This window comes from Streptomyces sp. NPDC001493, assembly GCF_053597235.1.
This window is the reverse complement of record NZ_JBSFHV010000002.1, coordinates 244,156-265,756: the sequence shown is the minus strand read 5'-3', so window position 1 is coordinate 265,756 and position 21,601 is coordinate 244,156. Positions and strand designations below refer to the sequence as shown.

The following is a 21,601-nucleotide window of genomic DNA, read 5'->3' as shown; positions in this document are numbered from 1 at the left end:
ATGCCCCCGGAAGCCACACAGCACGTCGTCGACCGTCTGGACGACGACGACTACCCCGCGTACACGATGGGGAGGGCCGCCGAGATGATCGGCGCGACACCCGCCTTCCTGCGGGCGCTCGGAGACGCCCGGCTGATCACGCCCCTGCGGTCCGAGGGCGGCCACCGCCGCTACTCCCGCTATCAGCTCCGCATCGCGGCCCGTGCCCGGGAGCTGGTGGACAGCGGAACACCGGTCGAGGCGGCCTGCCGGATCGTGATCCTGGAGGACCAGCTCGAAGAAGCGCTCCGCCTCAACGAAGAGCTGCGCGCGGCCCGGGGCGGGCGCCGCCCCGACGGGCCCGGCGGGTCCCAGGGCCCCGAGGGTGCCGGCGACTCCTGAATATCTGCCCCCGCCGAGGCAGATTTACGGACAATGCGCGAGGAGAATTTATGGCGCCCCGGGCGGAACGTAATTACGTACCGCCCTCTTTTGCTTGCATCGTGCTACGGTTGTTGTAGTTGCAGTTGTGGTTCCCAAGAACTTCACGCGCTCTTGCCGGTCGTACACCGGTGGGTGCGGTTTTGTATTTCCGGTATTCATCCCGGACGGGGTAATCATCACGGCGACGTTGGATACGCACAGTGCGTGTCCGCGGGTTATGCCCCCAAGGAGACTGACATGGCTACTGGAACCGTGAAGTGGTTCAACTCGGAAAAGGGCTTCGGCTTCATCGAGCAGGACGGTGGCGGCGCTGACGTCTTCGCCCACTACTCGAACATCGCCGCCCAGGGCTTCCGCGAGCTGCAGGAGGGCCAGAAGGTGAACTTCGACATCACCCAGGGCCAGAAGGGCCCGCAGGCCGAGAACATCACTCCTGCCTGATCTCGCGCAGACGTTCCACGCAGCTGGGGCCCGCACCTTGGGGTGCGGGCCCCGGCTCGTTGGCGTTTCCGGCCGTGCGGGATGATGTCCCTGGGGGCCGGATTTCTTATTCGCCTGTTCATCCGGCGTTTCTTGTTCTTCGACAGGAGTTCCGCTCCCGGTTCTCCTGTTTTCCGTATTTGTCCCGTTCATCGGCTCGTTCTTGCGATTCTGGGCGCCCTTTCGGTCGCCGCTCTTCACAGAGAATCCCTCGATACGTGCCCATCGAGGAAAGGTTCTCCATGAACCGCGATCGCACGCCCCGCTCGAACGACAGGTTTTCCCGCACCCGATCCGGTGGTTCCTCCTCCGGCGGCTCCGGTTTCGGAGGCGGCCCGAGGTATTCCGGCGGGGGCCGTCCCGGCGGCTCCGGCGGCGGACCGCGCCGCTCCGGCGGCCAGGGCAGCCGCAGGCCCGCGGGCAAGAGCGAGTTCGCCCTGCCCGTCACGATCAACCCGGGCCTCCCGGCGGTCGAGACCTTCGACGCGATGGAGCTGCCCGCGCCCCTGAAGGCGACCCTCGTCGCCGAGGGCGTCACCGTGCCGTTCCCGATCCAGGCGGCCACCCTCCCCAACTCGCTCGCCGGACGCGACGTCCTCGGCCGCGGCCGCACCGGTTCCGGCAAGACGCTGGCCTTCGGCCTCGCCCTGCTGGCCCGTACGGAAGGCCGCCGGGCGGACGCCCGCCGGCCGCTCGCCCTGGTCCTCGTCCCCACCCGTGAGCTGGCGCAGCAGGTGACCGACGCGCTCACCCCGTACGCCCGGTCGCTGAAGCTGCGGCTCGCCACCGTCGTCGGCGGCATGTCGATCGGCCGGCAGGCCAGCGCGCTGCGCGGCGGTGCCGAGGTCGTCGTCGCCACGCCGGGACGGCTCAAGGACCTCATCGAGCGCGGCGACTGCAAGCTGGACCGGGTCACCATCACGGTCCTCGACGAGGCCGACCAGATGGCCGACATGGGCTTCATGCCGCAGGTCACCGAGCTGCTCGACCAGGTGAACCCGGAGGGGCAGCGGATGCTCTTCTCGGCGACCCTCGACAAGAACGTCGACCTGCTGGTCCGGCGCTACCTGCACGACCCGGTCGTGCACTCCGTCGACCCGGCCGCCGGTGCCGTCACCACGATGGAGCACCACGTGCTCTACGTGCAGGGCGCCGACAAGTACGCCACCACCACGGAGATCGCCGCCCGCGAAGGCCGCGTGATCATGTTCCTGGACACCAAGCACGCCGTGGACCGGCTCACCGACCACCTGCTGGCCAGCGGTGTCCGCGCCGCCGCGCTGCACGGCGGCAAGTCGCAGCCGCAGCGCACCCGCACCCTGGAGCGCTTCAAGACCGGGCACGTCACCGTGCTGGTCGCCACGAACGTCGCGGCGCGCGGCATCCACGTCGACAACCTCGACCTCGTGGTGAACGTCGACCCGCCGAGCGACCACAAGGACTACCTGCACCGGGGCGGCCGTACCGCGCGCGCCGGCGAGTCCGGCAGCGTCGTCACGCTGGTGCTGCCCAACCAGCGCCGCGAGATGACCCGCCTGATGCAGGACGCCGGCATCACCCCGCAGGTCGCCCAGGTCCGGTCCGGCGAGGCCGAGCTGAGCCGGATCACCGGCGCCCGGACCCCGTCCGGTGTCCCGGTCACCATCAGCAGCCCGCCGTCCGAGCGGCCCAAGTCCTCCGGCAAGTCCCGCGGCGGTGCCTTCATGGGCCGCGGCCGCGGTCCGGGCGCCGGTGCCCGCTCGGGCTCCGGCCGGGGCCGCCGTACCGACCTGCCGACGCCCGAGGCGCGCGCCGCCGCCGCGGTGCGCCGCGCCAACCGCGCCGCGTAACCCGTACAGCGGGACAAGCGCCCCCGTCCCCGGTCTTCGCGACCGGTGGGCGGGGGCGCCGTCGTACGTACCGCCGTCAGGGCTTCCGGGCGGGCGCCGCGTCCGTGGCCGTGCCCTCCGCGTCCACGTGCGGCAGCAGGCGGTCCAGCCACCGGGGCGTCCACCAGGCGGCCCGGCCCAGCAGCGTCATCACGGCGGGCACCAGCAGCAGCCGTACGACCGTCGCGTCGATGAGCACGCTGGCGGCGAGGCCCAGGCCCAGCATCTTCACCACGATGTTGTCGCTGATCAGGAACGCCGCGAAGACGCTCACCATGATCAGCGCCGCGCAGGTGATGACCCGGGCGGTGATCTCCAGCGCGTGCGCCACGCTGCCCCGGGGATCCCCGGTGCGCAGCCAGGCCTCGTGGATGCGGGAGAGCAGGAAGATCTCGTAGTCCATGCTCAGCCCGAAGACGATCGCGAACATCATCATCGGGACGTAGCTCTCGATCGGCACGTCGCCCGACACACCGAGCGCCGGACCGCCCCAGCCCCACTGGAAGACGGCGACCACCACCCCGTACGAGGCGGCGATCGACAGCACGTTGAGCACCGCCGCCTTCACCGCGACGAGCAGCCCCCGGAAGACCACCAGGATCACCAGGAACGCCAGCCCGACGACGACCAGGATGATCAGCGGCAGACGGCTGGAGACGATGTCCAGGAAGTCCACCTGGGCGGCGGTCGTGCCGGTGACGTACGTCTGCGCCTGGTAGCCCGCCACGGCCTTCGGCAGCACGGTGTCGGTGAGGTCGTTGGTGAGGGCGGTGGTCCGCTCGTCCTGCGGGGCGGCGACGGAGTACGCGGTCGCGGTCAGCACGTCCCCGTCCGAGGTGGCGGTGAGCTGCGTGATCTTCGCGGCGTCGGTCACCCCGGTGAGGGCCTGCTGCGCCTGCGAGGAGAGCGCCGCCCGGTCCGCCTGCGACACGTCGCTCTGGTCGATCACCAGGGTCAGCGGGCCGTTGGAGCCGGGTCCGAACGCGGACGACATCAGGTCGTACGCCCGCCGGTCGGTGAACGACTTCGGGTCGGCGCCGTCGCCGATGTGCCCCAACTGGATGAAGAACAGCGGGAACGCCAGCACCGCCAGCACCACCACCCCGCCCACCAGGAACCACCACGGCCGCCGCTCCACCCGCTCCGCGTACCGGTGCCAGCCGCCGTGCGCGGTCTCGCCCGGCGCCGCGTCCGTCTCGGCGATCGGCCTGCGCACCCGGACCCGGTCGATGTGCCGGCCGATCAGCCCGAGCAGGGCGGGTACGAGGGTCAGCGCGCCGATCACCGCGGTGACCACGGTGACCGCCGCCGCGAGCCCCAGCTTCCCGATGAAACCGATGCCGGACACCCAGAGCCCGGAGAGCGCGATGATCACCGTGCACCCGGAGAGCAGCACCGCCCGCCCGCTGGTCGCGGCGGCGTTCCCGGCGGCGGTGGCCGGATCCTCGCCGTCCATGAGGTTCTGCCGGTGCCGGGTCACCAGGAAGAGCGCGTAGTCGATGCCGACCCCGATGCCGATCATCGTGGCGAGCGTCGGAGACACCGTGGCGAACGTCCACAAGGACGCCAGCAGCCCCAGCAGCGCCAGCCCGCACACCGCGCAGAACAACGCCGTGACCAGCGGGAGGAGCGCGGCGAGCAGGCTGCCGAAGCCGATCAGGAGGACGAGGATCGCCACGCCGAACCCGATCGCCTCGCTGGTGCGGTCGTCGGCCTCGGGGCGCGCCAGCTCGCCGAGCGGACCCCCGTACTCCACCTGCACCCCGGCCGAACGCAGCGGCTGCACCGCCTGGTCCACCCCGTGCAGGTAACCCGAACCGAGCGTCGAGGGCTGCACGCTGAAACGGACCGTGATGTACGCCGTCTTCCCGTCCGTGGAGAGCGGCCCCGTGTTCGGCGTCCCGGTGAGCGGCGGGGTCGGCTGGGTACCGGGCGGCGGCAGCGGGTTCTGCGCGGAGAGGACGTCCGGCAGCTTTTCGAGACTGCCGACCGCCGAGGAGACCTGGCCGGAGAAGTCGGTGAGGGGCTTGTCCGCGTCGTGCAGGACGATCTGGCTGCTGTACCCCCCGGCGGACGGCGCGTGCGCCTTGAGGACGTCCAGCCCGTCCTGGGACTGCGTGCCGGGGAGCGAGAAGTCGTCGGAGTAGTCACCGCCGTACGCGTGGACCAGCGCCTGGAGCCCCGCCAGCGCCACCACCCACACCACCAGCACGATCACGAAGTGCCGGGCGCACCACGACCCGAGACGGCGCAGCCCCCCGGTCGGGCGCCGCGCCCCGCCCTCGCGGCGCGGGGCCGGAACGGACTTCGCGGCCGGTGACGACGGCATGGGACCTCCCGATGGCCTCCTGGACGGCACTCCAAGGCGCTTCATTCAATGCGTGTTCGGACGGGGAGGCACGCGGGGGCGGGGGGAACGGGTGACGGCGGGGCGGGGGCTGTCGCAGTGTGACGGAGCGGGCTACTCGGTGGAGCCTGTTCAGCGCGTCATCTACGGTCGGTCCGTGATGATCAAGAAGAGCGCCACCCGCAGCCTCGGCGTCCCTGCCTCCGAGGCACGGTTGCGCTTCGGGACGGAACTGCACGACAGCGGCGGGCCGCGCCGCCGCTTGCTGATGGTCGACGACAAGCCCGCCTTCGAGCTCAGCTTCTACTGCGGAACCTGCCCGTTGCTGTTCCGCCGGCTGGAAGGCGCGACGGAGAAGCTGTCCCTGGAGAGCGTGCAGGAGCGGCTCGCGGCCGCACTGGACGATCCGGACGACGGCGGCGTGATCGACGCGTTCGGCGCGCTGCTGCCGGAGGGCGAGTACCTTCCGCTGCTCCTCGACGTGGAACCCACGCTGGTCATCCCCGGCGGAGACGGTGACTACTTCAGTGGCGAGCAGGTCACGACGTGGGGCGTCGACCAGTTCTGGGGCCTCCCGGAGTACCCGCACACCCCGTACTACCGGACCTTCGAGACCCCGGTCGACGAGGACGCCCACCTCTACGAGTTCATCGTGCCCATGGTCCCCCCGACCTGGAACGAGAGGGACCGGGTCGAGGAGTACGCCGCGCTCATGGAGCGGGGAACGACCCCCACGGCGGTGGCCGTCTCCACGCTGGACGTGTGCCGGCCCGCCCTCGGCCTGGCGGACGACCCGTCCGCTCACTGGGGCCTGACCCACTTCCTCCTCGACGGCCACCACAAGGCCGAGGCCGCCGCCGCGGCCCGGCGGCCACTGCGGCTCCTCTCCCTGCTGGCCCTGGGAGAGAGCCTGGCCGAAGCGGACGACAGCGCCCGCCTGCCCGCTCTGCGCGCCCAGCCCCGATCGGCCCGCAGGACCGCGTAGCCGACGCGGCTCCGGCCGGCCACGGTGCTCAGTGGCCGACCGGAGCGCTCGGCCACCGTAAGGGGGGCCACCCGGCGGGGGCTTGCCCCACCCCGGGTCTCCCGGCTGCCGGATGGGTGTGCGGCGCCCCGTCAACCACCCTTCTGCCATGGCTACTTACCGGAACAACGCACGGTCGGCCGCAATCCTCGCCGCCGCCCTCGCGGTGACCCTGACCGCCGCCGTCACCCCCTCGGCCCAGGCCGCCGCCCGCCCCGCCCGCACCGCCTCCCCCACCCTGGAGTGGCGGCCCTGCACCGGCGGGCTCGCCGGACAGGAGTGCGCGGACCTCCCCGTACCCCTGGACTACGCCCGCCCGGACGGCCCCACCCTCACCCTGGCCGTCTCCCGCCTGCGCACCGACCGGCCCGGCGCCCGGCGCGGCACGCTGATGGTGATCCCCGGCGGGCCCGGCAGCTCGGGCGTCCAGCGGCTGACGCAGAAGGGCGCGGCCCTGCGGGAGTCCACCGAGGGCCGCTACGACCTGGTCTCCCTCGACCCGCGCGGGGTCGGCGGCTCCACCAAGGCCGGCTGCGGACTCGCCGAGGACGACCGCATGCTCACGGCCCTGCGGTCCTGGCCCGCCGCCGACGGCTCGATCGACGAGAACATCGCCCGGTCCCGGCGTACCGCCGAAGCCTGCGCGCGCAACGGCGGCGAGGTGCTCCGCAGCTTCACCAGCGCCAACCAGGTCCGCGACCTCGACCGGTTCCGGCAGGCCCTCGGCGAACGGAAGGTCTCGGCGTGGGGCGTCTCGTACGGCACCTACATCGGGGCCCAGTACGCGCAGGCCCACCCCGAGCGGGTCGACCGGCTGGTGCTCGACAGCAGCGGCGACCCCGATCCGGCACGCGTCGAGCGCGGATGGCTGGCGAACATGGCGCGCGGCGCCGCCGACCGCTTCCCCGACTTCGCCGCATGGGCCTCCGACCCGGCCCGCGAGACGGACGGGCTGCGGCTCGCCGAACGCCCCGAGGACGTCGGCCCGCTGCTCCTGGACCTCGCCGCCCGCCTGGACCGCTCCCCCCGGGAGTCCAGCGTCCCGGGCGCCCCGCTCACCGGGAACGGGCTGCGCCAGACGCTCCAAAACGCCCTGTACTCCGACACCGCGTTCGCCGGGTTCGCCGCGCTGGTGCGGTCGGTGGAGAACCCGGCGGCCGTCCCCGTACTGCCGCCGGAGCTGGTCCACCCGCTGCCGGACCAGGACGCGGCGCTGATGGTCGCGGTCATCTGCAACGACGTGCGGTGGCCCGCCGACACCGACGCGTACCGCGAGGAAGCCGCCGCCGACCGGGAGCGGTACCCGCTGACCGCGGGGATGCCCGCCAACATCACCCCCTGCTCGTTCTGGCAGAACCCGCCGGCCGACGAGCCGGCCGCGCTCACCCACGACGGTCCCTCGAACATCCTGATGATCCAGAGCCTCCGCGACCCCGCCACCCCGTACAGCGGCGCCCTGAAGATGCGCGCCGCGCTCGGCGCGAAGGCCCGCCTGGTCACCGTCGAGCACGGCGGCCACGGGATGTACCTCGGCAACGGCAACGCCTGCGGCGACCGGACCGTGAACACCTTCCTCACCACGGGACGGCGACCGGCGCGGGACACGTACTGCGCGGACTGAGGCCTCAAGGGCTCCCGTGGGCGGGGACGGCGCACCTGCGGACCCGCGGACCCGCGGACTCACGGGTCTACCGGGGCGCGTGTCCGTCCCCCGCCCGGGCGGCGGGCTCTTGCAGGATGCGAACGGTGGACAACCCCGGCACCCTCATCCTGATCATGGCCATGGCCGCCCTGGCACCGCTGCTCGCCGCCTCCGTCTCGCGGCTGCTCTCCGTACCCGTGGTGATCTTCGAGATCCTGCTGGGCATCCTGATCGGCCCGGACGTTCTCGACTGGGCCCACCACGACCAGGTGATCGACGCCCTCTCCGACCTGGGCCTGTCGATGCTGATCTTCCTGGCCGGGTACGAGATCCGGTTCGCGGACGTCGGCGGCCCGGTGCTGCGGCGGGCGGGCGGCGCCTGGGTGGTCTCGCTCGCCCTCGGGCTCGGCATCTCCCTGGCGATCAACGGCGGCGACCTCGCCCGGAGCCTGGTCATCGGCACCGCCCTCACCAGCACCGCGCTCGGAGCCGTCCTGCCGATCCTGCGCGACTCGGGGCGGCTGGAAGGCCGGTTCGGGATGGTGGTCACCGGGTTCTGCGCGGTCGGCGAGTTCGGCCCGATCATCGCGATGGCCCTGCTCTTCAGCGGGCGCAGCCCGGGAGCGGCGAGCGTGGTGCTGGCCCTGTTCGCCGTGGTGACGGCCGGCGCCGTCTGGTGGGCGTCCCGGCCCCGGCCGCCCTGGTTCGGCCGCCTCGTCGCCGGAACCCTGCACAGCAGCGCCCAGTTCGCGGTCCGCTACGTGATGCTGCTGCTCGCCGCGATGCTCGGCCTCTCCGAACTCTTCGGCCTGGACACCCTCCTCGGCGCCTTCGCCGCGGGCATGCTGACCCGGATCATCCTCACGGGCGCGGTGCCCGAGAGCAGCGGGACGATCCTCTCCAAGATCGAAGCCATCGGCTTCGGATTCCTCGTACCGTTCTTCTACGTCGTCACCGGCATCGACTTCGACCTGCGGGCCCTCCTCGACGGCGGACGCCCCCTGGCCCTCCTCCCCGCCTTCCTGCTCCTCTTCCTGCTGGTGCGCGGCGGCCCCGTGTTCGCGCTCGCCCCGGCCGACCTCTCCTCGGGCCCGGAGCGCGGCGCGCTCGCCCTGTACGCGGCGACCTGCCTCCCGCTCGTCGTCGCGATCACCACCATCGGCCTCGACGAGAAGGTGATCGATACGGGCGAGGGCGCGGCGCTGGTCGGCGCCGCGATGGTCTCCGTCCTGGTGTTCCCGCTGCTGGCGCCGTGGGTCCTGGCCCGGAGGGAGGGGCCGGGCGCGGGGGCCGGGGGAGCCCGGGCGGAGCGGGGCGGGGAGGCGTGGTGAGGGGCGTGGCGAGGGGAGTGGCGAAGGGGCGTGGTGAGGGAGGCGGGGGTGGGCCTCGCGACCCGTTCCCCGTACAACCGCGCAGGTCACCGGGGGCGGGCGGTCCCTGTGTCGACTCCGCTGCCGACTCCGGTGCCGACTCCGGTGCCGACTCCGGTGCGCGACTTCACCCGGTTGCCCGGCTCTCCTGCGAAGTCCGGCGCGGCGACGCAGGGTGGACCCATGTGGTCCCGCCGATTGGCCGCAGGAGCCGTACTCCTGACGCTGGCCTTCCTGATACTCCGGGACGGTCCCGCGGTGCATGCTCCCTCCTCGGAGCGCGCCGCGGCCGTCGCCCCGGAGCGGATACGGGTGCCCGCCGAACCCCGGATCGTCAGCCGCGCCGCCTGGCACGCCGACGAAACGATCGTGAAGGAGAAGGCGCAGTACACCGGGGCAGCCCGGGCCGTCTTCATCCACCACACGAACAACGGCAACCGGTACGACTGCGCCGACGCCCCCGAGATGCTGCGGGCCGTGCAGTCCGACCACGTCAACGACGAGGGCTGGGACGACATCGGCTACAACTTCGTCGTCGACCGCTGCGGCACCATCTACGAAGGCCGCGCGGGCGGCGTCACCCGCTCGGTGCGCGGCGCCCACACCAAGGGCTTCAACGCCGACACCGTAGGCATAGCCGCCCTCGGCACCTTCACCGACCCGAACACCCCCGTACCGCAGCCCATGCTGGACGCCATCGAGCGCATCGCCGCCTGGAAACTGCGCCCCGGCACCGACCCGCGCGGCATGGTCACCCTCGTCTCCACCAACAGCGAGAGCCTCTACCCCAAGGGCAACTCCGCCGACCTGAACGTCATTTCGGGCCACCGCGACAGTTACGGCACCGACTGCCCCGGCGACGCGCTGTACGCCAAACTCCCCGAAATCCGCGAGAAGACCGCCGCCCTCCGCAAGGCCGCCAGCGGCAGCGCGGACCTCCTCCCGGCGAAGACCCAGGCGACACGGAAGCGAACAGCGGGTCGGTGAGCGGCACTTGCTGCTTCTCTCAGCCTTTCGCCCGCTCCTCCGCGTCCTTCAGCTCTTCGCCCGCTCCTCCGCGTCTTTTCAGTTCTTCGCCCGCTCCTCCGCGCTGCGCTCGACGCACAGCTCGTTGCCCTCCGGATCGTGCAACGTCACCCACCCCGCACCGCCCGGCTTCCGGTGGTCCTCGTGGAGCGTGGCCCCGAGACCGATCAACCGGGCCACCTCCTCGTCCCGGGTACGGTCCTGCGGCTGGAGGTCGAGGTGCAGCCGGTTCTTCACCGACTTCCGGTCCTCGACCGCGATGAACAGCAACGCGTGCGGCCCCGCCGCGACCGACGCCTCGGGGTCCCCCGGAAAGTCGTCCTCGGCGAGCTTGCCGCCCAGGACGGCGGCCCAGAAACTCGCGAGGGCGTGCGGATCGGCGCAGTCGACGGTGATGTGGCGAATCGCAGAAGTCATGGGCCTCACCCGATCACGGGGGAGGGCCGGTGCGCAGGGGTTTGTTACGTGCGGTTCGGGTGCGGGGATCGTTCGGCCGGCCGCTCAGCGCGCCACGAACTGCGTGAGAATCGCCTGCACTTCGTAGATGTCGACGCCCTTCGTGAAGGTCTTCTGGATCGGCGCCGGCATCCCCGAGATCCAGATCTTCAACTCCGCGTCCAGATCGAACGTCCCGGCCGTCTCCACCGAGAAGTGCGTGATGCTGCGGTACGGGACGGAGTGGTACTCCACCTTCTTCCCCGTGATCCCCTGCTTGTCGACCAGCAGCAGCCGGCGGTCGGTGAACAGGATGGTGTCCCTGATCAGCAGATACGCCGCCTGGATCTGTTCGCCTGGGCCCATGAGGCGGGCGTAGTCCTGCTGCGCGGTGGCGGGGTTGACGGTGTGGGCGTTGCCGAAGAAGGCCATGGGGGTCCCGGGGTGGTGGTGTTGGTGGTGGGTGCGGGGCGTGGTGGCGGTGGTGCGTGGCGTGGTGGCGGTGCCAGATGGTGGTGCCGGGGAAGTGGGCGGATCGGGTTCGGCGGTCGGTCGTTCCTATGGTTGCCCGGATCGGGTGGGTGATCCCCGGACGACATGAATCCGTTCGCGGGGGGCGTGCGGGGGAGCACCACTACTTCGGCTTCTACGAGTACGGCATGGAGGGGCCATCCCCGCACGCGCGGGGAGCATTCCGCGCTAACGGAGGGGCCGACCGAAGACACGGGACCATCCCCGCACGCGCGGGAGCACCCGCAGTATTACGCCGTAATGGTCGGCCACCTGCTCCCCGTACGCGCGGGGAGCACGCGATCAGGGGCCGGACCAAGGTGGGAAGGCTGGGACCATCCCCGCACGCGCGGTGAGCACCGCACGGCGGCGGCGTCGGTGATGGTGCAGGCGGGACCATCCCCGCACGCGCGGGGAGCACCAGACCGTGCGGGCCGCGGGCGGCGACCCTGCGGGACCATCCCCGCACGCGCGGGGAGCACCGACAGTTTCGCGTCGCCCGTGACCCCGGTCGAGGGACCATCCCCGCACGCGCGGGGAGCACGCCTGCCCCTTCGGGTCCATCGCCAAGAGGTCGGGACCATCCCCGCACGCGTGGGGAGCACGCCTGCCCCTTCGGGTCCATCGCCAAGAGGTCGGGACCATCCCCGCACGCGCGGGGAGCACAACCGGTCGACGGGCGTCCGGGTGTCGGGCAGGGGACCATCCCCGCACGCGCGGGGAGCACGGACGGTTGCCCTCTCGGCGCTCGGAGCCCCGGGGACCATCCCCGCACGCGCGGGGAGCACCTTCCGGACTTCAACAGCCCGGGAGCCGTCAAGGGACCATCCCCGCACGCGCGGGGAGCACTCTTCCTGACCTGCGGTTCTACCTCGGCAAGGCACCGGATTCGACCAACTTCACCGACTCGGACATTTCACCCTCCGTGTAAGCATCCACCGCGAATGTCAAGTCAACCTCAACAGAGCGGACTTCCGCCGGGGAACCGCGCGTGTGGGCGCCTCACCGGATCGCTGTGGTGGCCACGGACGGTGCGGAGTGTGGTGAGGACGCGCAGTTCGATCGCGGGCGCAGTGGGAATGCCTCCACGCTCCACGCGGCGGTGTGCTCGGCCCACGACTGGGCGGACGTGCTGCGGGGGGCGGTTGAACGTAGCGCGGCATCGAACTTCTGGAGCATGCGTGAGACGCGTGGGTGACGGAGGGCCACCTCGACGGGGATCTGCATCGCGCTGGCCGTAGCGGCGTCGGCCGCGCCCTGCCCTAGCTGGGCGTGCGCGAGGCGTGCGAAGTTGATGGCTCGGTCCCGCCCGGCAAAGACGGGGAGCAGGGTCAGGCTCCGGTGCCCGTGTGACTCGGCCTGTCCAAAGGCGCCAAGGCGTAGGTAGGCGGAGAGCGAAAGCGTTTCGAGTTCGGCTCCGCTGAGAACGCCGGCCATCCAGATCGGACGAGCGAGATTCAGATCGGCGCGTTCGAGCGCATCCTGAGCGCAGCCGAGAGCGTGCCGTACTGCCGCGGAGTCGCCGATGAGACCGAGAGTGGATGCCTGGCGGGCGTGGCCCAGGCAGGCGAACAAGGAGTCTCGGCGTGCGAGGTTGAGGTTGCGGGCCACGTCGTTCGCCGCCAGGGCGTCGGTCGCGCGGCCCATGTGGCGGTACAGGGTGCCCGCGTGGCTCCAGATGCGGAACTTGATTGCCTGGTCACCTGACATCTCGGCGAGAGCCTGAGCCTCGCGCATGTGGGCCTTGGCCACATCGAAACGCCGACCGTCGATTGCCGCCCACATCGCCGACGAACGGAAGGCGGCCGCGGAAGCGTAGAGACTATTGCGTACCCGCTGGGTGGCACTGCCCACCTTCTGGAGAGCGAGTGCTTCGTCGGCGAGCGCAGCGGCTCGATGCTCGGTTGCGAGTCGACTGCCGTTGCGGTGGTCACTCGTGACGATTTCGGTGAAGCGCCTATTGAGCCGGTTGACGTCGCTCATGCCGATTCGCTGCGGTGATGGTGTGCCGGACGCGGCTGTCGCCACGGCTACTGCTGCGATACCGCCCACGAGACTGCGGCGCTTCACGCCGGGCTCGCTCTCGTGTTGCCGTGGTGATGCAGGGGAGGGCGAATGCTGCCCCCGGGGTACGAATCCCAAGGCCACGGCGGGTAATGCAGTGACGTCCTCAAGCGCTCTGCGCGTTGCTGACTTCGGCCAGGTGACGCGGCCTGCCTTCCACGCTCGAACCGATGCTCCGTCGAGCCCGCCCGAGCGGCCGGTCAGTCGCCCGATGGCCAGGTTGACGGCATCGGCAAGGGCGTTGGAGCTGTAGCCGTGCTCGGTCATCCATGTCTCAAGGACTTTGTTACGGATGGCGTCCATGGGCGCACGGTAGCCCGCGCACAATCCCATCGGCAGGTAAAGAGGCGGCCAAAACGCCCTATGCAGGTCTGCTGAGCGGGGCTTTAACGCCCTAACCGTGTCGCGGCGCAATGGAGTTGCCTTGGGTTCGGCCACCTCTTGCGAGCGGCTGTTGACTGCTTGACTGGCCCCGTAGATGCCACGTGTGGGCGAGTCGAGCGCCGAGACCACACAAAGGCTCCAGCCCATGCCATTGCCGCTTCCCCAAAGGTCCGTTGAGGTTGTGCCCGTCGACCGGGCCACGTACAGCGAGGTTCTTCCGTGCCGGCAGTCCACGGCCGATACCGGCCGCAGGGTCGTCCGGGACGTCCTCGCCATATGGAATCTCGACGCCCTCGTCGACCGGGCCGAGCTGATCATCACGGAGCTGATCGCGAACGCCTCTCGGCACACCCTGTGCCCCGAGATCCGTCTCGTCGTCGAACGACCGGGGGCGTCATGCGTACGGGTCGGGATCGTGGACGAGGAACCGTCGCGCCTGCCGAGGCTCGGCCACGCGGGCGACGAGGACGAGTCGGGCCGCGGGCTGCTCCTCATCAACGCCGTCGCCGACCGCTGGGGCTGTGACATCCAGGGCACGGGCAGACGCCCGCAGCGCAAAGAGGTATGGGCCGAGCTTCGCACGCAGGAGGAGAATTGAGAACCCCATCCCGGTTACGGCGCTCACGGGCCCTAGGGTACCGTCGCGGCCTGCCGCTCCCACCCGCTGCGGCGAACCGCGAGACGCCGGTGGCGTGCGGGTTGCTCCCCGAGGGGGTGACCACCCGATGAGTACACCCGCCACGCCGGACACCGACGGCGACCGGGCTTACCGGGTGTGGCTCCTGCATACGGCAGGGTGCGCACGGTGTCGAACCAGCGCCACCTGCCCCGTCTCGGTCCGGCTGGGACGTGTCTGGAAGGCGGTGCGGCGATGACGTTCCCCCGAATCTGCGTCGACTGCGACCGGTCCATCACGGGCGACTTCATCGTCGCCTCCGAAGGCTTCAGCGCCTCCGGGGCCCGCGAGGACATGTACGCCCACGCCCCGGACGACCCGGCCTGCACCGCGCGGACGGCCGCGCGGGGTCTGCTCCACTGGGCGCTCGACGCCGAGCCGATGGCTCCTCGGGGGCGGCTGCGGCGCTGAGTTGATGGGTGTTGGTGCGGTGGTGGTCGTCCCCGCATGCGCGGGGAGCACAGGCTCTGCGTGGTGACGACCACCGGCAGGTCGGGACCATCCCCGCACGCGCGGGGAGCACCTTTCGGCGTCCCCGGCGGCTCCTGTGTCCACGGGACCACCCCCGCACGCGCGGGGAGCACGGAGGCAGCATGAGCACCCTCACCATCCCCTCGGGACCATCCCCGCACGCGCGGGGAGCACGCATATGCCAATGCGCCCCCACTTCAGCCTCAGGGACCATCCCCGCACGCGCGGGGAGCACGCGAGCTTGCCCTGCGCCTTGTTGAGCTTTCCGGGACCATCCCCGCACGCGCGGGGAGCACGGGTGCCCAGCCTTCGCGTTGGAGTCCCACAGGGGACCATCCCCGCACGCGCGGGGAGCACGTCGCCAGGCCCTCGGGGGCCAGGCGCCACCGGGGACCATCCCCGCACGCGCGGGGAGCACTCTTCCTGACCTGGGGCTTTACCGCGCCGACGCGCTGGATTCGACCAACTTCACCGATTCCGGCATTTGCTGCATTTCCCTCATTTCTGCCTTCTGTGTCCAGCTCAACCGTCCGCCAGCGTCCCCTCCTCACATGGGGTCGGACGGGGTGCGCCACGATTCAACTTGGCTCAGTGCGGACCGCATTGCCCAGTCTCGCCCATGAGGAGTGGCGTGTCCCTGCACAGCGGACATCTTCGGTGCGATGCGATTGAAGCGGCGGCCACACGAGAATCGGCCGTCCGCAGCGTGTGAGTCTGAGCCTGGATCTGACCATGGAGGCGCGACCGCCCCAACGACGGTCAGTAGCGATCATTGCCTCATGCTGCACGCGCTCCCTTCGCTCACCCCGGCCGACGAGCGGGTTCTCGCCGGTGTCGCCGACATGCGTACCGAGCTGCGTCATGAGGTGCTTCAGGCGCCGGCGAGGATGAGCCGCGACCTCCGCCGTGCCCTCACCGCCTCCGCGATCGCCGCGTCCAACACCATCGAGGGGTTCCGGGTCGATGTGCGGGACGTGGCCGACCTCATGGACGGGGAGCGCGAGGGGATCGACGCGAGCGAGGACGACAAGGCGGAGACGCTCGCGTACCAGCAGACGATGACGTACATCCAGTCGCTCCACGACGTGGAGGACTTCTCGTACAGCAAGGGGCTGCTCAACGCCTTGCACTGGATGTTGCAGGGGCACCGGCACACCGCGCAGAGGCCGGCGGGGCAGTGGCGTCGTAAGCCGATCTGGATCAGCGCGGCCGGTGACCCGCTCCGTACCGAGTACGAGGGGCCGCACGAGGATCTGCTTCCGGGGCTCACCGGGGAGCTGGTCGACTGGCTCAATGAGGGGGATCTCGACGCCGATCCCCTGGTGCGTGCGGCCATTGCGCACCTGAACCTGGTGAAGATCCATCCGTGGGTGGACGGGAACGGGCGGATGTCGCGCAGTCTGCAGACACTCGTCATCGGGCGGGAGCGGGTTCTCGCGCCCGAGTTCTCGTCCATCGAGGAGTGGCTCGGTATGCCGGAGAACACCTGGGAGTACTACCGGGTGCTCCGTGAGGTTGGAGGGCCCGTCCATTCGCCGGAGCGGGACACCGGCCCGTGGATCAGGTTCAACCTGCGGGCGTATCACGAGCAGGCTCAGCGCGTACGGCACCGTGTCCGGCGGTCCGCCGATGTCTGGATCCTCCTCGACCGGCACGCCGGGAGCCTGGGCGTCAGTGAGAGGCAGGTCGGGGCTCTGCACGAGGTGGCGATGGCGGGGCGGGTGCGCCGTGCCCGTTACGAGCAGAGCGAGGGGCTGAACTCCCAGCAGGCCACCCGGGACATCCAGGCGCTGGTCAAGGCAGGCGTCCTGGCGGCGGTCGGGCAGACCAAGGGGCGGCATTACGTGGCCGGTGAGCGGTTCCCGGTCGATGTTCTCGATGCCGCTCGGCGGCGTCACACCATCCGGGACCCGTACGGCGACTGAGGCGTCCCGCCGCAGCCCGTGCGGGTCCCGGCCCGGGTCAGATGCGGTGGACCGTGTGGAGCTTCGTCGCGTAGGTGCCGGTGCCGTCGAGGAGGGAGGCGCCGCCCAGGTCGGACATGGTGGGGCCGTTGGCGGTCTTGCGGCTGGAGAGGAAGCGGCGCTTGCCGTTGGTGTCCGTACCGAGGTGGATGCCGACGTGGTCGACGGTGGCGGTCACCGTGTCGTCGCCGGAGTCGGCGTTGAAGAGGAGCAGGTCGCCGGGCTGGAGCTGGATTGCGGCGGGCGGGTTCGTGCCGTCCGTCCGGTCGATCCGGGTGCCGGGGGTGTCGTCGGCCATGTGACGGGACTGGCGCGGGATGCGGGTTTTGGAGGTGTCCTCGCCCGCTGCCAGGTGGATGCCCAGGTGGTAGCCGTAGACCATGCGTACGTACCCGGAGCAGTCGAGGTTGCCGGCCTGCTTCGTGGAGGGGCCCGTCCAGGTGCCGTCGGGGAAGGTCCAGCCGGTGTTCATGTACTCGTGGAAGTCCGCGCCCTCGTAGCGGTAGCCCTGCGGGTCCAGGTAGCCGTAGCCGGCCTCGCCCATGACCTGCTTGCCCGTCGCCGGGGTGGTGGCCGTGGTCACGGCGGGGGCTCCCGGGAGGAAGGCGGCGGCGTGGGCCAGGACGTCGGGGGCGGGGGAGCCCGCCCAGCCGCGGATCGTCTGCTCCAGGGCGGGGGTCCAGGTGCCGTCGAAGGGCTCGGGGAGGACGCGTACCCAGGTGTCGTGGGTGACGGTCGGCGGCTGCTGCCAGGTCGCGGCGTCGATCTGGAAGCGGCTCACCGCGAGGGTAACGGGGAGGTTGGTGCAGCCCTGGTTGGCCAGGGCGCGCAGACCCACCCGGCCCGTGGTGAAGGTGGTGTCCGTGACGTCCGCAGTCCAGGCGGTGGGCTCGGTGGCGGCCGTTCGCCAGGCCTTGGCCCGGATGCGGGTGCCCTCGCGCAGGACTCGTATCGTCCAGTCGGTGCCGGCCGGTACTCCGGTGGCGAGGGTGGTGGCGGTGGCCAGCTGGGTGACCGTGTCCGCGACCTCCTTCTCCACGCGCAGTTCGACGGTGCCCGTGGTCAGGAAGGACAGCCTGGCGCGGTAGTTGTTGTGGGTGTCCTGGTAGCCGAAGGACAGGGCGTACGAACACGCCTGGCCGGTGGGCACCTTGTCGAAGCGGGCGGTCGCGCGGACGTCGACGTCGGTGACCGCGTCGTCCCGCAGGGTGGCGTGGCGGCTCGCGTAGTCGGTGGTGAGCGCGAGGGTGGCGGTGCCCGGGACGACCGCGTAGTCGGTGTCGACGGGGCCCAGCGTGGACCAACTGCCCCCGGCGGGCGAGGTTCCCCAGTACGCGCGGTCCGCGACCGGCAGGGTCTGGTCGGGGAGGGTGCGCCGGAAGTCGTCCACGAAGGGGCGCTTGTTCTCGGTGAAGGTGCGTTCGGGGCCGGTGAGGACGGCGGTGCGCGCGCCCTTGGTCAGGACGGCGACGCGACGGGAACCACAGGTGATCTCCAGGCGCTCGGGGGTGCCCGGCAGCACGCTCGTGGTGAGGGTGCCGAGGGAGACGGCGGTGTAGTAGGCGGGGTCGAGCGGGCCGAGGGTGACGGAGGACCGGGGCGAGGTGAGGGAGACGGCGACCGCCGTCGCGGCCGACGTGGCCTCGGTGGGCGCAGCGGCCTCGGGCATCGATGTTCTGGGCGAGGCGGTGGCAGCCGTTGTGCCGAGAGGGACGGAGGCGGCGGCACCGGCGAGAGCGGCAAGCATGGTGCGGCGGGAGGTGGGTGACATGCGGCCATGATCTTATGAGCGCCCACGCCGAGGAACGGGGCGGCGGCGCCGGAGTCGTCGGCCTCGGCGCGGGGATCCGCGCTCCGCATCGGGTCTGTCCCCGCACTCGTGTGTGGGGACGCACATCCTCCTCGGTCTTCGCCATCCTGATTCCTCGGGACCATCCCCGCACGCGCGGGGAGCACAACGGAAAGCGAGCTGCCCCGGTACTACGCCCGGGACCATCCCCGCACGTGCGGGGAGCACTTGTGGCAGAAGGTGCACCTCAAGGGAAGCAGGGGACCATCCCCGCACGCGCGGGGAGCACAACGGAAAGCAAGCTGCCCCGGTACTACGCCCGGGACCATCCCCGCACGCGCGGGGAGCGCTGCCTCAGACCAAGACTGGACCATCGCCGCACGCGCGGGGAGCGTCTGCCGCAAATGATCGTTTTGTGGGGGTGTGGAGATTCGGCAAACGCACAGTTGTGCGCATGGCAGAGCTCGGCCGCCCCTTAAGGGAAGCAGGTTGAGGTCCAGCCCGTGCCCACGGTGAGGGCACTCTCGTTCCAGTCCGTGAAATGCCTCCAGTCGGATTACACCTCCGCAGGGGCGAGCCCGGACTTGAGTTAGGGGTCACGAGTGTCAGTGAACGACGTACCAGTTTCTCGCAGTCAGCGTCCGCTTGAGGTTCTCGCAGTGCTGTTAGGTTCCGCCACCGTGGGCTTGGTGGTCGGTGGAGCCCTGTACGGGGCGCGAAGCCCTCTGTCGGACGTACTGGTGGGTGGGGGAAGCGCGGGCTTTGCCTTGTGTGGCCTCGGCCTTCAGGCGCTCGCATACATCAGGGCCCTCTCCTGAGACCATGAGATGGGCTTCGCGCTTGGCGGGTCTTGCGAGGTGAATGCCCAGAGGCTCGGCAGCCCGTATGCCGTCTGAAGTGTCTTCACGCGACGAGCACCGCCCACGGACATGTGCGGCGGAAAACGCATGGACGGCAGAAGGCGGACTGGGGTGTGGCGAACCGGAGCGCCGAGCGTGTCGGTCAGATCCATGTGCGTAGGGCCGAGGTGCTTCTTGGGAGCATTTCTCCCGTGGGTGGCTGGTACCGCCTGGGCCACGGCCTACCGCGCCCGGGCCTCCCGTGAGCCGCTGTTGCGGGCGTAGTGGTGGGCGGCGGCGACCGAGGCCATGAGTTCGGCGTCCAGGAGGGACGGGTCGGCCAGGCGGGTCGGGGCCGCGTAGGAGGCGAAGAGGGCCTTGGTCACGCGGAGGGCCGACTCGGGGCGGCGGACGATCGGCTTGGTCCATTCGGCGACGGCCCGGTCGAGTTCGGCCTCGGGCGCGACCTTCTGGAGGACCGAGAGTTCGTACGCCTCCTGGGCGTCGAAGACGCGGCCGGTGAGTATCAGTTCGCGGGCGCGGGCGGCGCCGATCTCGTTGATCAGGCGGGGGAGCACGCCGCCCCAGGCGGTGGGCAGGCCGAGGGCGAGTTCGGGGAGGCGGAAGGTGGTGGTGTCCGCGCCGACGCGCAGGTCGCAGGCGAGGGCGAGCGCCAGGCCGGCGCCGATGACCTTGCCCTGGACGCGGGCGACGGTGACCGCGGGGCAGCCGGTGAGGGCTTCGCAGACGCGGCGGGCCTTGTCGCCGGCGATCCGGATGCCGCTCCCGGTGGGGTCCTCGTCGAGCCAGTCCGCGAACTCGTTGCGGTCGCCGCCGAGGCTGAAGTCGGGTCCGGCGCCGCTCAGGACGAGGACGCGTACCTCCGGGTCCGGTACGGCGAGGACGGTCAGCAGGTCGTCGAGCATCGCCTCGGTGACCGTGTTGCCCTCGGCGGCGCGGTCCAGTTCGACGCGGAGTACGGGGCCTTCGCGCAGCGTGCGTACGGTGCCGGTGCGGCGGCCGTAGGGCGAGAGGAATTCGGAGAGCGGGAGTTTCATGTCGTCACATTCGATTCGTCACGCCGAGAGAGGTCACGCGTCGGAAGACCATCCGTGAGGCGTACGTGGCAGGGGTGGAGACCCGGATGTCCGGGAAGCGGTCGAGGAGTTGGACGAGGAGCGAGCGGGCCTCCAGGCGGGCGAGGGCCGCGCCGAGGCAGTAGTGGACGCCGCCGCCGAAGGTGAGGTGGTTGCCCCGGCGCCCGATGTCGAAGGTGAGAGGGTCCTCGTTGCGGCGCGGATCATGGTTGGCTGCCCCGTACATGACATGCACCATGGCGTCCTTGGGGATCGTGACGCCCGCCAGCTCGGTGTCCTCGGCGGCGACCCGGGTGTTGATGGCGATCGGCGGGTCGTAGCGGAGGACCTCCTCCAGCGCGTCGTCGACCAGCTCCGGGTGGGCGCGCAGCTCCGCCCAGCGCGCGGGGTCGCCGGCCAGCAGGGACACGGCGGAGGAGAGCAGGGTGGCGGTGGTCTCCAGGGAGGCGATGGTGACGAACATGGTGAGCCGGTAGAGGATCTCGTCGGCCGTCTCCCGGTCCGGTTCCATGGCGTCCCAGGTGTGGATCCACCCGGTGAGGACGTCGTGGCGGGGGTGGTCGCGGCGCTCCTGGACCAGCTGGGTGAAGTACTTCCGCAGGTGCGCGGTGGCGTCGGCGGAGATGGCCAGCTCGCTGCGGTTCGGCAGCAACTCCTGGGCGTGCACCTGGTTGTGGGTGATCTCCAGGATGTGGTCGTAATCCTCGGCGGGGATACCGAGCCAGCCGCCGATGGTGGAGATGGGGAGCCGGTCGCTCACCAGGGAGACGAAGTCGGCCTCGCCGCCGCCTTCGAGCGCCCCGGCCAGGTCGTCGAGCAGCCCTCGGACGTGCTCCTCGACCTGCGGGGTGAGCCGCTCGATCGTCGACCGGTCGAAGAGGTTGCCGAGACTGCGCCGCTGGCAGGTGTGTTCCGGGGCGTTGAGGCGCGCGAGGGTCTTGGTCATCTCCTGGGTGGCGACGGCGTCCCAGCGCCCGGAGTCCTCCTGGCGTTCCTGCCAGGCGAAGTCGGGCGCCAGCCAGCCGCGTCCCCGGAGCACCTGGTTCGCGGAGTCGAAGCCGGTGACGAAGTACCCGCCCCAGGGGGCGGGGACGACGTCACCCATGGCCCGCAATTCGGCGAGCAGGGAGAAGGGATTCGCCTGCCCGTCCGGTGATTTGAGTGTGCGCAGAAGGGTGACCAGGGCCCGGCG

General features: G+C 70.9%; 17 protein-coding genes and 2 CRISPR repeat arrays. Of the genes, 10 read left to right on the top strand and 7 right to left on the bottom strand.

From position 1 onward, the window contains the following. From ACWCWD_RS03705 to ACWCWD_RS03695, 3 genes are all read left to right on the top strand, one after another. Positions 1–381, top strand: a complete 381-nt coding sequence (locus tag ACWCWD_RS03705; protein WP_450769964.1) for a MerR family transcriptional regulator — start codon at positions 1–3, stop codon at positions 379–381. A 279-nt stretch (positions 382–660) separates the two neighbouring features. Further along, complete coding sequence (locus ACWCWD_RS03700; protein WP_266706811.1) at positions 661–864, top strand: cold-shock protein; 204 nt, start codon at positions 661–663, stop codon at positions 862–864. 281 nt (positions 865–1,145) lie between these two features. Beyond that, complete coding sequence (locus ACWCWD_RS03695) at positions 1,146–2,732, top strand: DEAD/DEAH box helicase (RefSeq protein ID WP_450769962.1); 1,587 nt, start codon at positions 1,146–1,148, stop codon at positions 2,730–2,732. A gap of 76 nt (positions 2,733–2,808) precedes the next feature. Here ACWCWD_RS03695 and ACWCWD_RS03690 read toward each other — a convergent pair whose 3' ends face one another. After that, entirely contained in the window at positions 2,809–5,100 is a 2,292-nt protein-coding gene (locus tag ACWCWD_RS03690) for an MMPL family transporter (RefSeq protein WP_450769961.1), read from the bottom strand. A gap of 178 nt (positions 5,101–5,278) precedes the next feature. Between ACWCWD_RS03690 and ACWCWD_RS03685 the strand changes: the two genes are divergently transcribed. The 4 genes from ACWCWD_RS03685 to ACWCWD_RS03670 all read left to right on the top strand — a co-directional run bounded on the left by ACWCWD_RS03685 (position 5,279) and on the right by ACWCWD_RS03670 (position 10,141). Further along, entirely contained in the window at positions 5,279–6,103 is an 825-nt protein-coding gene (locus tag ACWCWD_RS03685) for a hypothetical protein (protein WP_450770362.1), read from the top strand. 148 nt (positions 6,104–6,251) lie between these two features. Further along, positions 6,252–7,763 (top strand): alpha/beta hydrolase, encoded by a 1,512-nt coding sequence (locus ACWCWD_RS03680; protein ID WP_450769959.1) that lies wholly within the window; start codon positions 6,252–6,254, stop codon positions 7,761–7,763. Positions 7,764–7,888: 125 nt separating this feature from the next. Next, entirely contained in the window at positions 7,889–9,115 is a 1,227-nt protein-coding gene (locus ACWCWD_RS03675; protein ID WP_450769957.1) for a cation:proton antiporter, read from the top strand. 222 nt (positions 9,116–9,337) lie between these two features. After that, positions 9,338–10,141 carry a peptidoglycan recognition protein family protein gene (locus ACWCWD_RS03670; protein ID WP_450769955.1) on the top strand — a complete coding sequence of 268 codons (804 nt, stop codon included), beginning with the start codon at positions 9,338–9,340 and terminating at the stop codon, positions 10,139–10,141. A gap of 78 nt (positions 10,142–10,219) precedes the next feature. On the opposite strand, the gene ACWCWD_RS03665 is transcribed toward ACWCWD_RS03670, so the two are convergent. The 3 genes from ACWCWD_RS03665 to ACWCWD_RS03655 form a co-directional block, all read right to left on the bottom strand. Further along, positions 10,220–10,597 carry a VOC family protein gene (locus ACWCWD_RS03665; protein ID WP_450769953.1) on the bottom strand — a complete coding sequence of 126 codons (378 nt, stop codon included), beginning with the start codon at positions 10,595–10,597 and terminating at the stop codon, positions 10,220–10,222. 84 nt (positions 10,598–10,681) lie between these two features. Continuing rightward, on the bottom strand, positions 10,682–11,047 hold the full coding sequence (locus tag ACWCWD_RS03660) for a PH domain-containing protein (protein ID WP_450769951.1): 366 nt from the start codon (positions 11,045–11,047) through the stop codon (positions 10,682–10,684). Between the two features lie 408 nt (positions 11,048–11,455). After that, positions 11,456–11,974: direct repeats of the CRISPR family, unit length 29 nt; unit sequence GGGACCATCCCCGCACGCGCGGGGAGCAC. Positions 11,975–12,127: 153 nt separating this feature from the next. Further along, positions 12,128–13,492, bottom strand: a complete 1,365-nt coding sequence (locus ACWCWD_RS03655) for an XRE family transcriptional regulator (RefSeq protein WP_450769950.1) — start codon at positions 13,490–13,492, stop codon at positions 12,128–12,130. A 226-nt stretch (positions 13,493–13,718) separates the two neighbouring features. Between ACWCWD_RS03655 and ACWCWD_RS03650 the strand changes: the two genes are divergently transcribed. The 3 genes from ACWCWD_RS03650 to ACWCWD_RS03640 all read left to right on the top strand — a co-directional run bounded on the left by ACWCWD_RS03650 (position 13,719) and on the right by ACWCWD_RS03640 (position 16,645). Next, positions 13,719–14,171 (top strand): ATP-binding protein, encoded by a 453-nt coding sequence (locus ACWCWD_RS03650; RefSeq protein WP_450769948.1) that lies wholly within the window; start codon positions 13,719–13,721, stop codon positions 14,169–14,171. Between the two features lie 273 nt (positions 14,172–14,444). Next, the gene (locus ACWCWD_RS03645) at positions 14,445–14,660 is read left to right on the top strand and encodes a hypothetical protein (RefSeq protein WP_450769946.1); all 216 of its coding nucleotides are present in this window, start codon (positions 14,445–14,447) and stop codon (positions 14,658–14,660) included. A gap of 839 nt (positions 14,661–15,499) precedes the next feature. After that, on the top strand, positions 15,500–16,645 hold the full coding sequence (locus ACWCWD_RS03640) for a Fic family protein (RefSeq protein WP_450769944.1): 1,146 nt from the start codon (positions 15,500–15,502) through the stop codon (positions 16,643–16,645). 37 nt (positions 16,646–16,682) lie between these two features. Here ACWCWD_RS03640 and ACWCWD_RS03635 read toward each other — a convergent pair whose 3' ends face one another. From ACWCWD_RS03635 to ACWCWD_RS03625, 3 genes are all read right to left on the bottom strand, one after another. After that, positions 16,683–18,455: an NlpC/P60 family protein gene (locus ACWCWD_RS03635; protein ID WP_450769942.1), complete on the bottom strand. Its 1,773-nt coding sequence runs from the start codon at positions 18,453–18,455 to the stop codon at positions 16,683–16,685. Between the two features lie 156 nt (positions 18,456–18,611). After that, positions 18,612–18,866: direct repeats of the CRISPR family, unit length 27 nt; unit sequence GGGACCATCCCCGCACGCGCGGGGAGC. Between the two features lie 688 nt (positions 18,867–19,554). Next, positions 19,555–20,370, bottom strand: coding sequence for an enoyl-CoA hydratase/isomerase family protein (locus ACWCWD_RS03630; protein WP_450769940.1), 816 nt, complete (start codon positions 20,368–20,370; stop codon positions 19,555–19,557). Between the two features lie 4 nt (positions 20,371–20,374). After that, entirely contained in the window at positions 20,375–21,514 is a 1,140-nt protein-coding gene (locus tag ACWCWD_RS03625) for a cytochrome P450 (RefSeq protein ID WP_450770360.1), read from the bottom strand. Between the last annotated feature and the right edge of the window lie 87 nt (positions 21,515–21,601).

Coding starts and splice junctions, on each gene's coding strand:
- ACWCWD_RS03640 (WP_450769944.1), top strand. CDS start 15,500: ATGCTGCACGCGCTCCCTTCGCTCACCCCGGCCGACGAGCGGGTTCTC.
- ACWCWD_RS03670 (WP_450769955.1), top strand. CDS start 9,338: ATGTGGTCCCGCCGATTGGCCGCAGGAGCCGTACTCCTGACGCTGGCC.
- ACWCWD_RS03665 (WP_450769953.1), bottom strand. CDS start 10,597: ATGACTTCTGCGATTCGCCACATCACCGTCGACTGCGCCGATCCGCAC.
- ACWCWD_RS03660 (WP_450769951.1), bottom strand. CDS start 11,047: ATGGCCTTCTTCGGCAACGCCCACACCGTCAACCCCGCCACCGCGCAG.
- ACWCWD_RS03645 (WP_450769946.1), top strand. CDS start 14,445: ATGACGTTCCCCCGAATCTGCGTCGACTGCGACCGGTCCATCACGGGC.
- ACWCWD_RS03635 (WP_450769942.1), bottom strand. CDS start 18,455: ATGTCACCCACCTCCCGCCGCACCATGCTTGCCGCTCTCGCCGGTGCC.
- ACWCWD_RS03625 (WP_450770360.1), bottom strand. CDS start 21,514: ATGGGTGACGTCGTCCCCGCCCCCTGGGGCGGGTACTTCGTCACCGGC.
- ACWCWD_RS03700 (WP_266706811.1), top strand. CDS start 661: ATGGCTACTGGAACCGTGAAGTGGTTCAACTCGGAAAAGGGCTTCGGC.
- ACWCWD_RS03685 (WP_450770362.1), top strand. CDS start 5,279: ATGATCAAGAAGAGCGCCACCCGCAGCCTCGGCGTCCCTGCCTCCGAG.
- ACWCWD_RS03690 (WP_450769961.1), bottom strand. CDS start 5,100: ATGCCGTCGTCACCGGCCGCGAAGTCCGTTCCGGCCCCGCGCCGCGAG.
- ACWCWD_RS03650 (WP_450769948.1), top strand. CDS start 13,719: ATGCCATTGCCGCTTCCCCAAAGGTCCGTTGAGGTTGTGCCCGTCGAC.
- ACWCWD_RS03695 (WP_450769962.1), top strand. CDS start 1,146: ATGAACCGCGATCGCACGCCCCGCTCGAACGACAGGTTTTCCCGCACC.
- ACWCWD_RS03705 (WP_450769964.1), top strand. CDS start 1: ATGCCCCCGGAAGCCACACAGCACGTCGTCGACCGTCTGGACGACGAC.
- ACWCWD_RS03655 (WP_450769950.1), bottom strand. CDS start 13,492: ATGGACGCCATCCGTAACAAAGTCCTTGAGACATGGATGACCGAGCAC.
- ACWCWD_RS03630 (WP_450769940.1), bottom strand. CDS start 20,370: ATGAAACTCCCGCTCTCCGAATTCCTCTCGCCCTACGGCCGCCGCACC.
- ACWCWD_RS03680 (WP_450769959.1), top strand. CDS start 6,252: ATGGCTACTTACCGGAACAACGCACGGTCGGCCGCAATCCTCGCCGCC.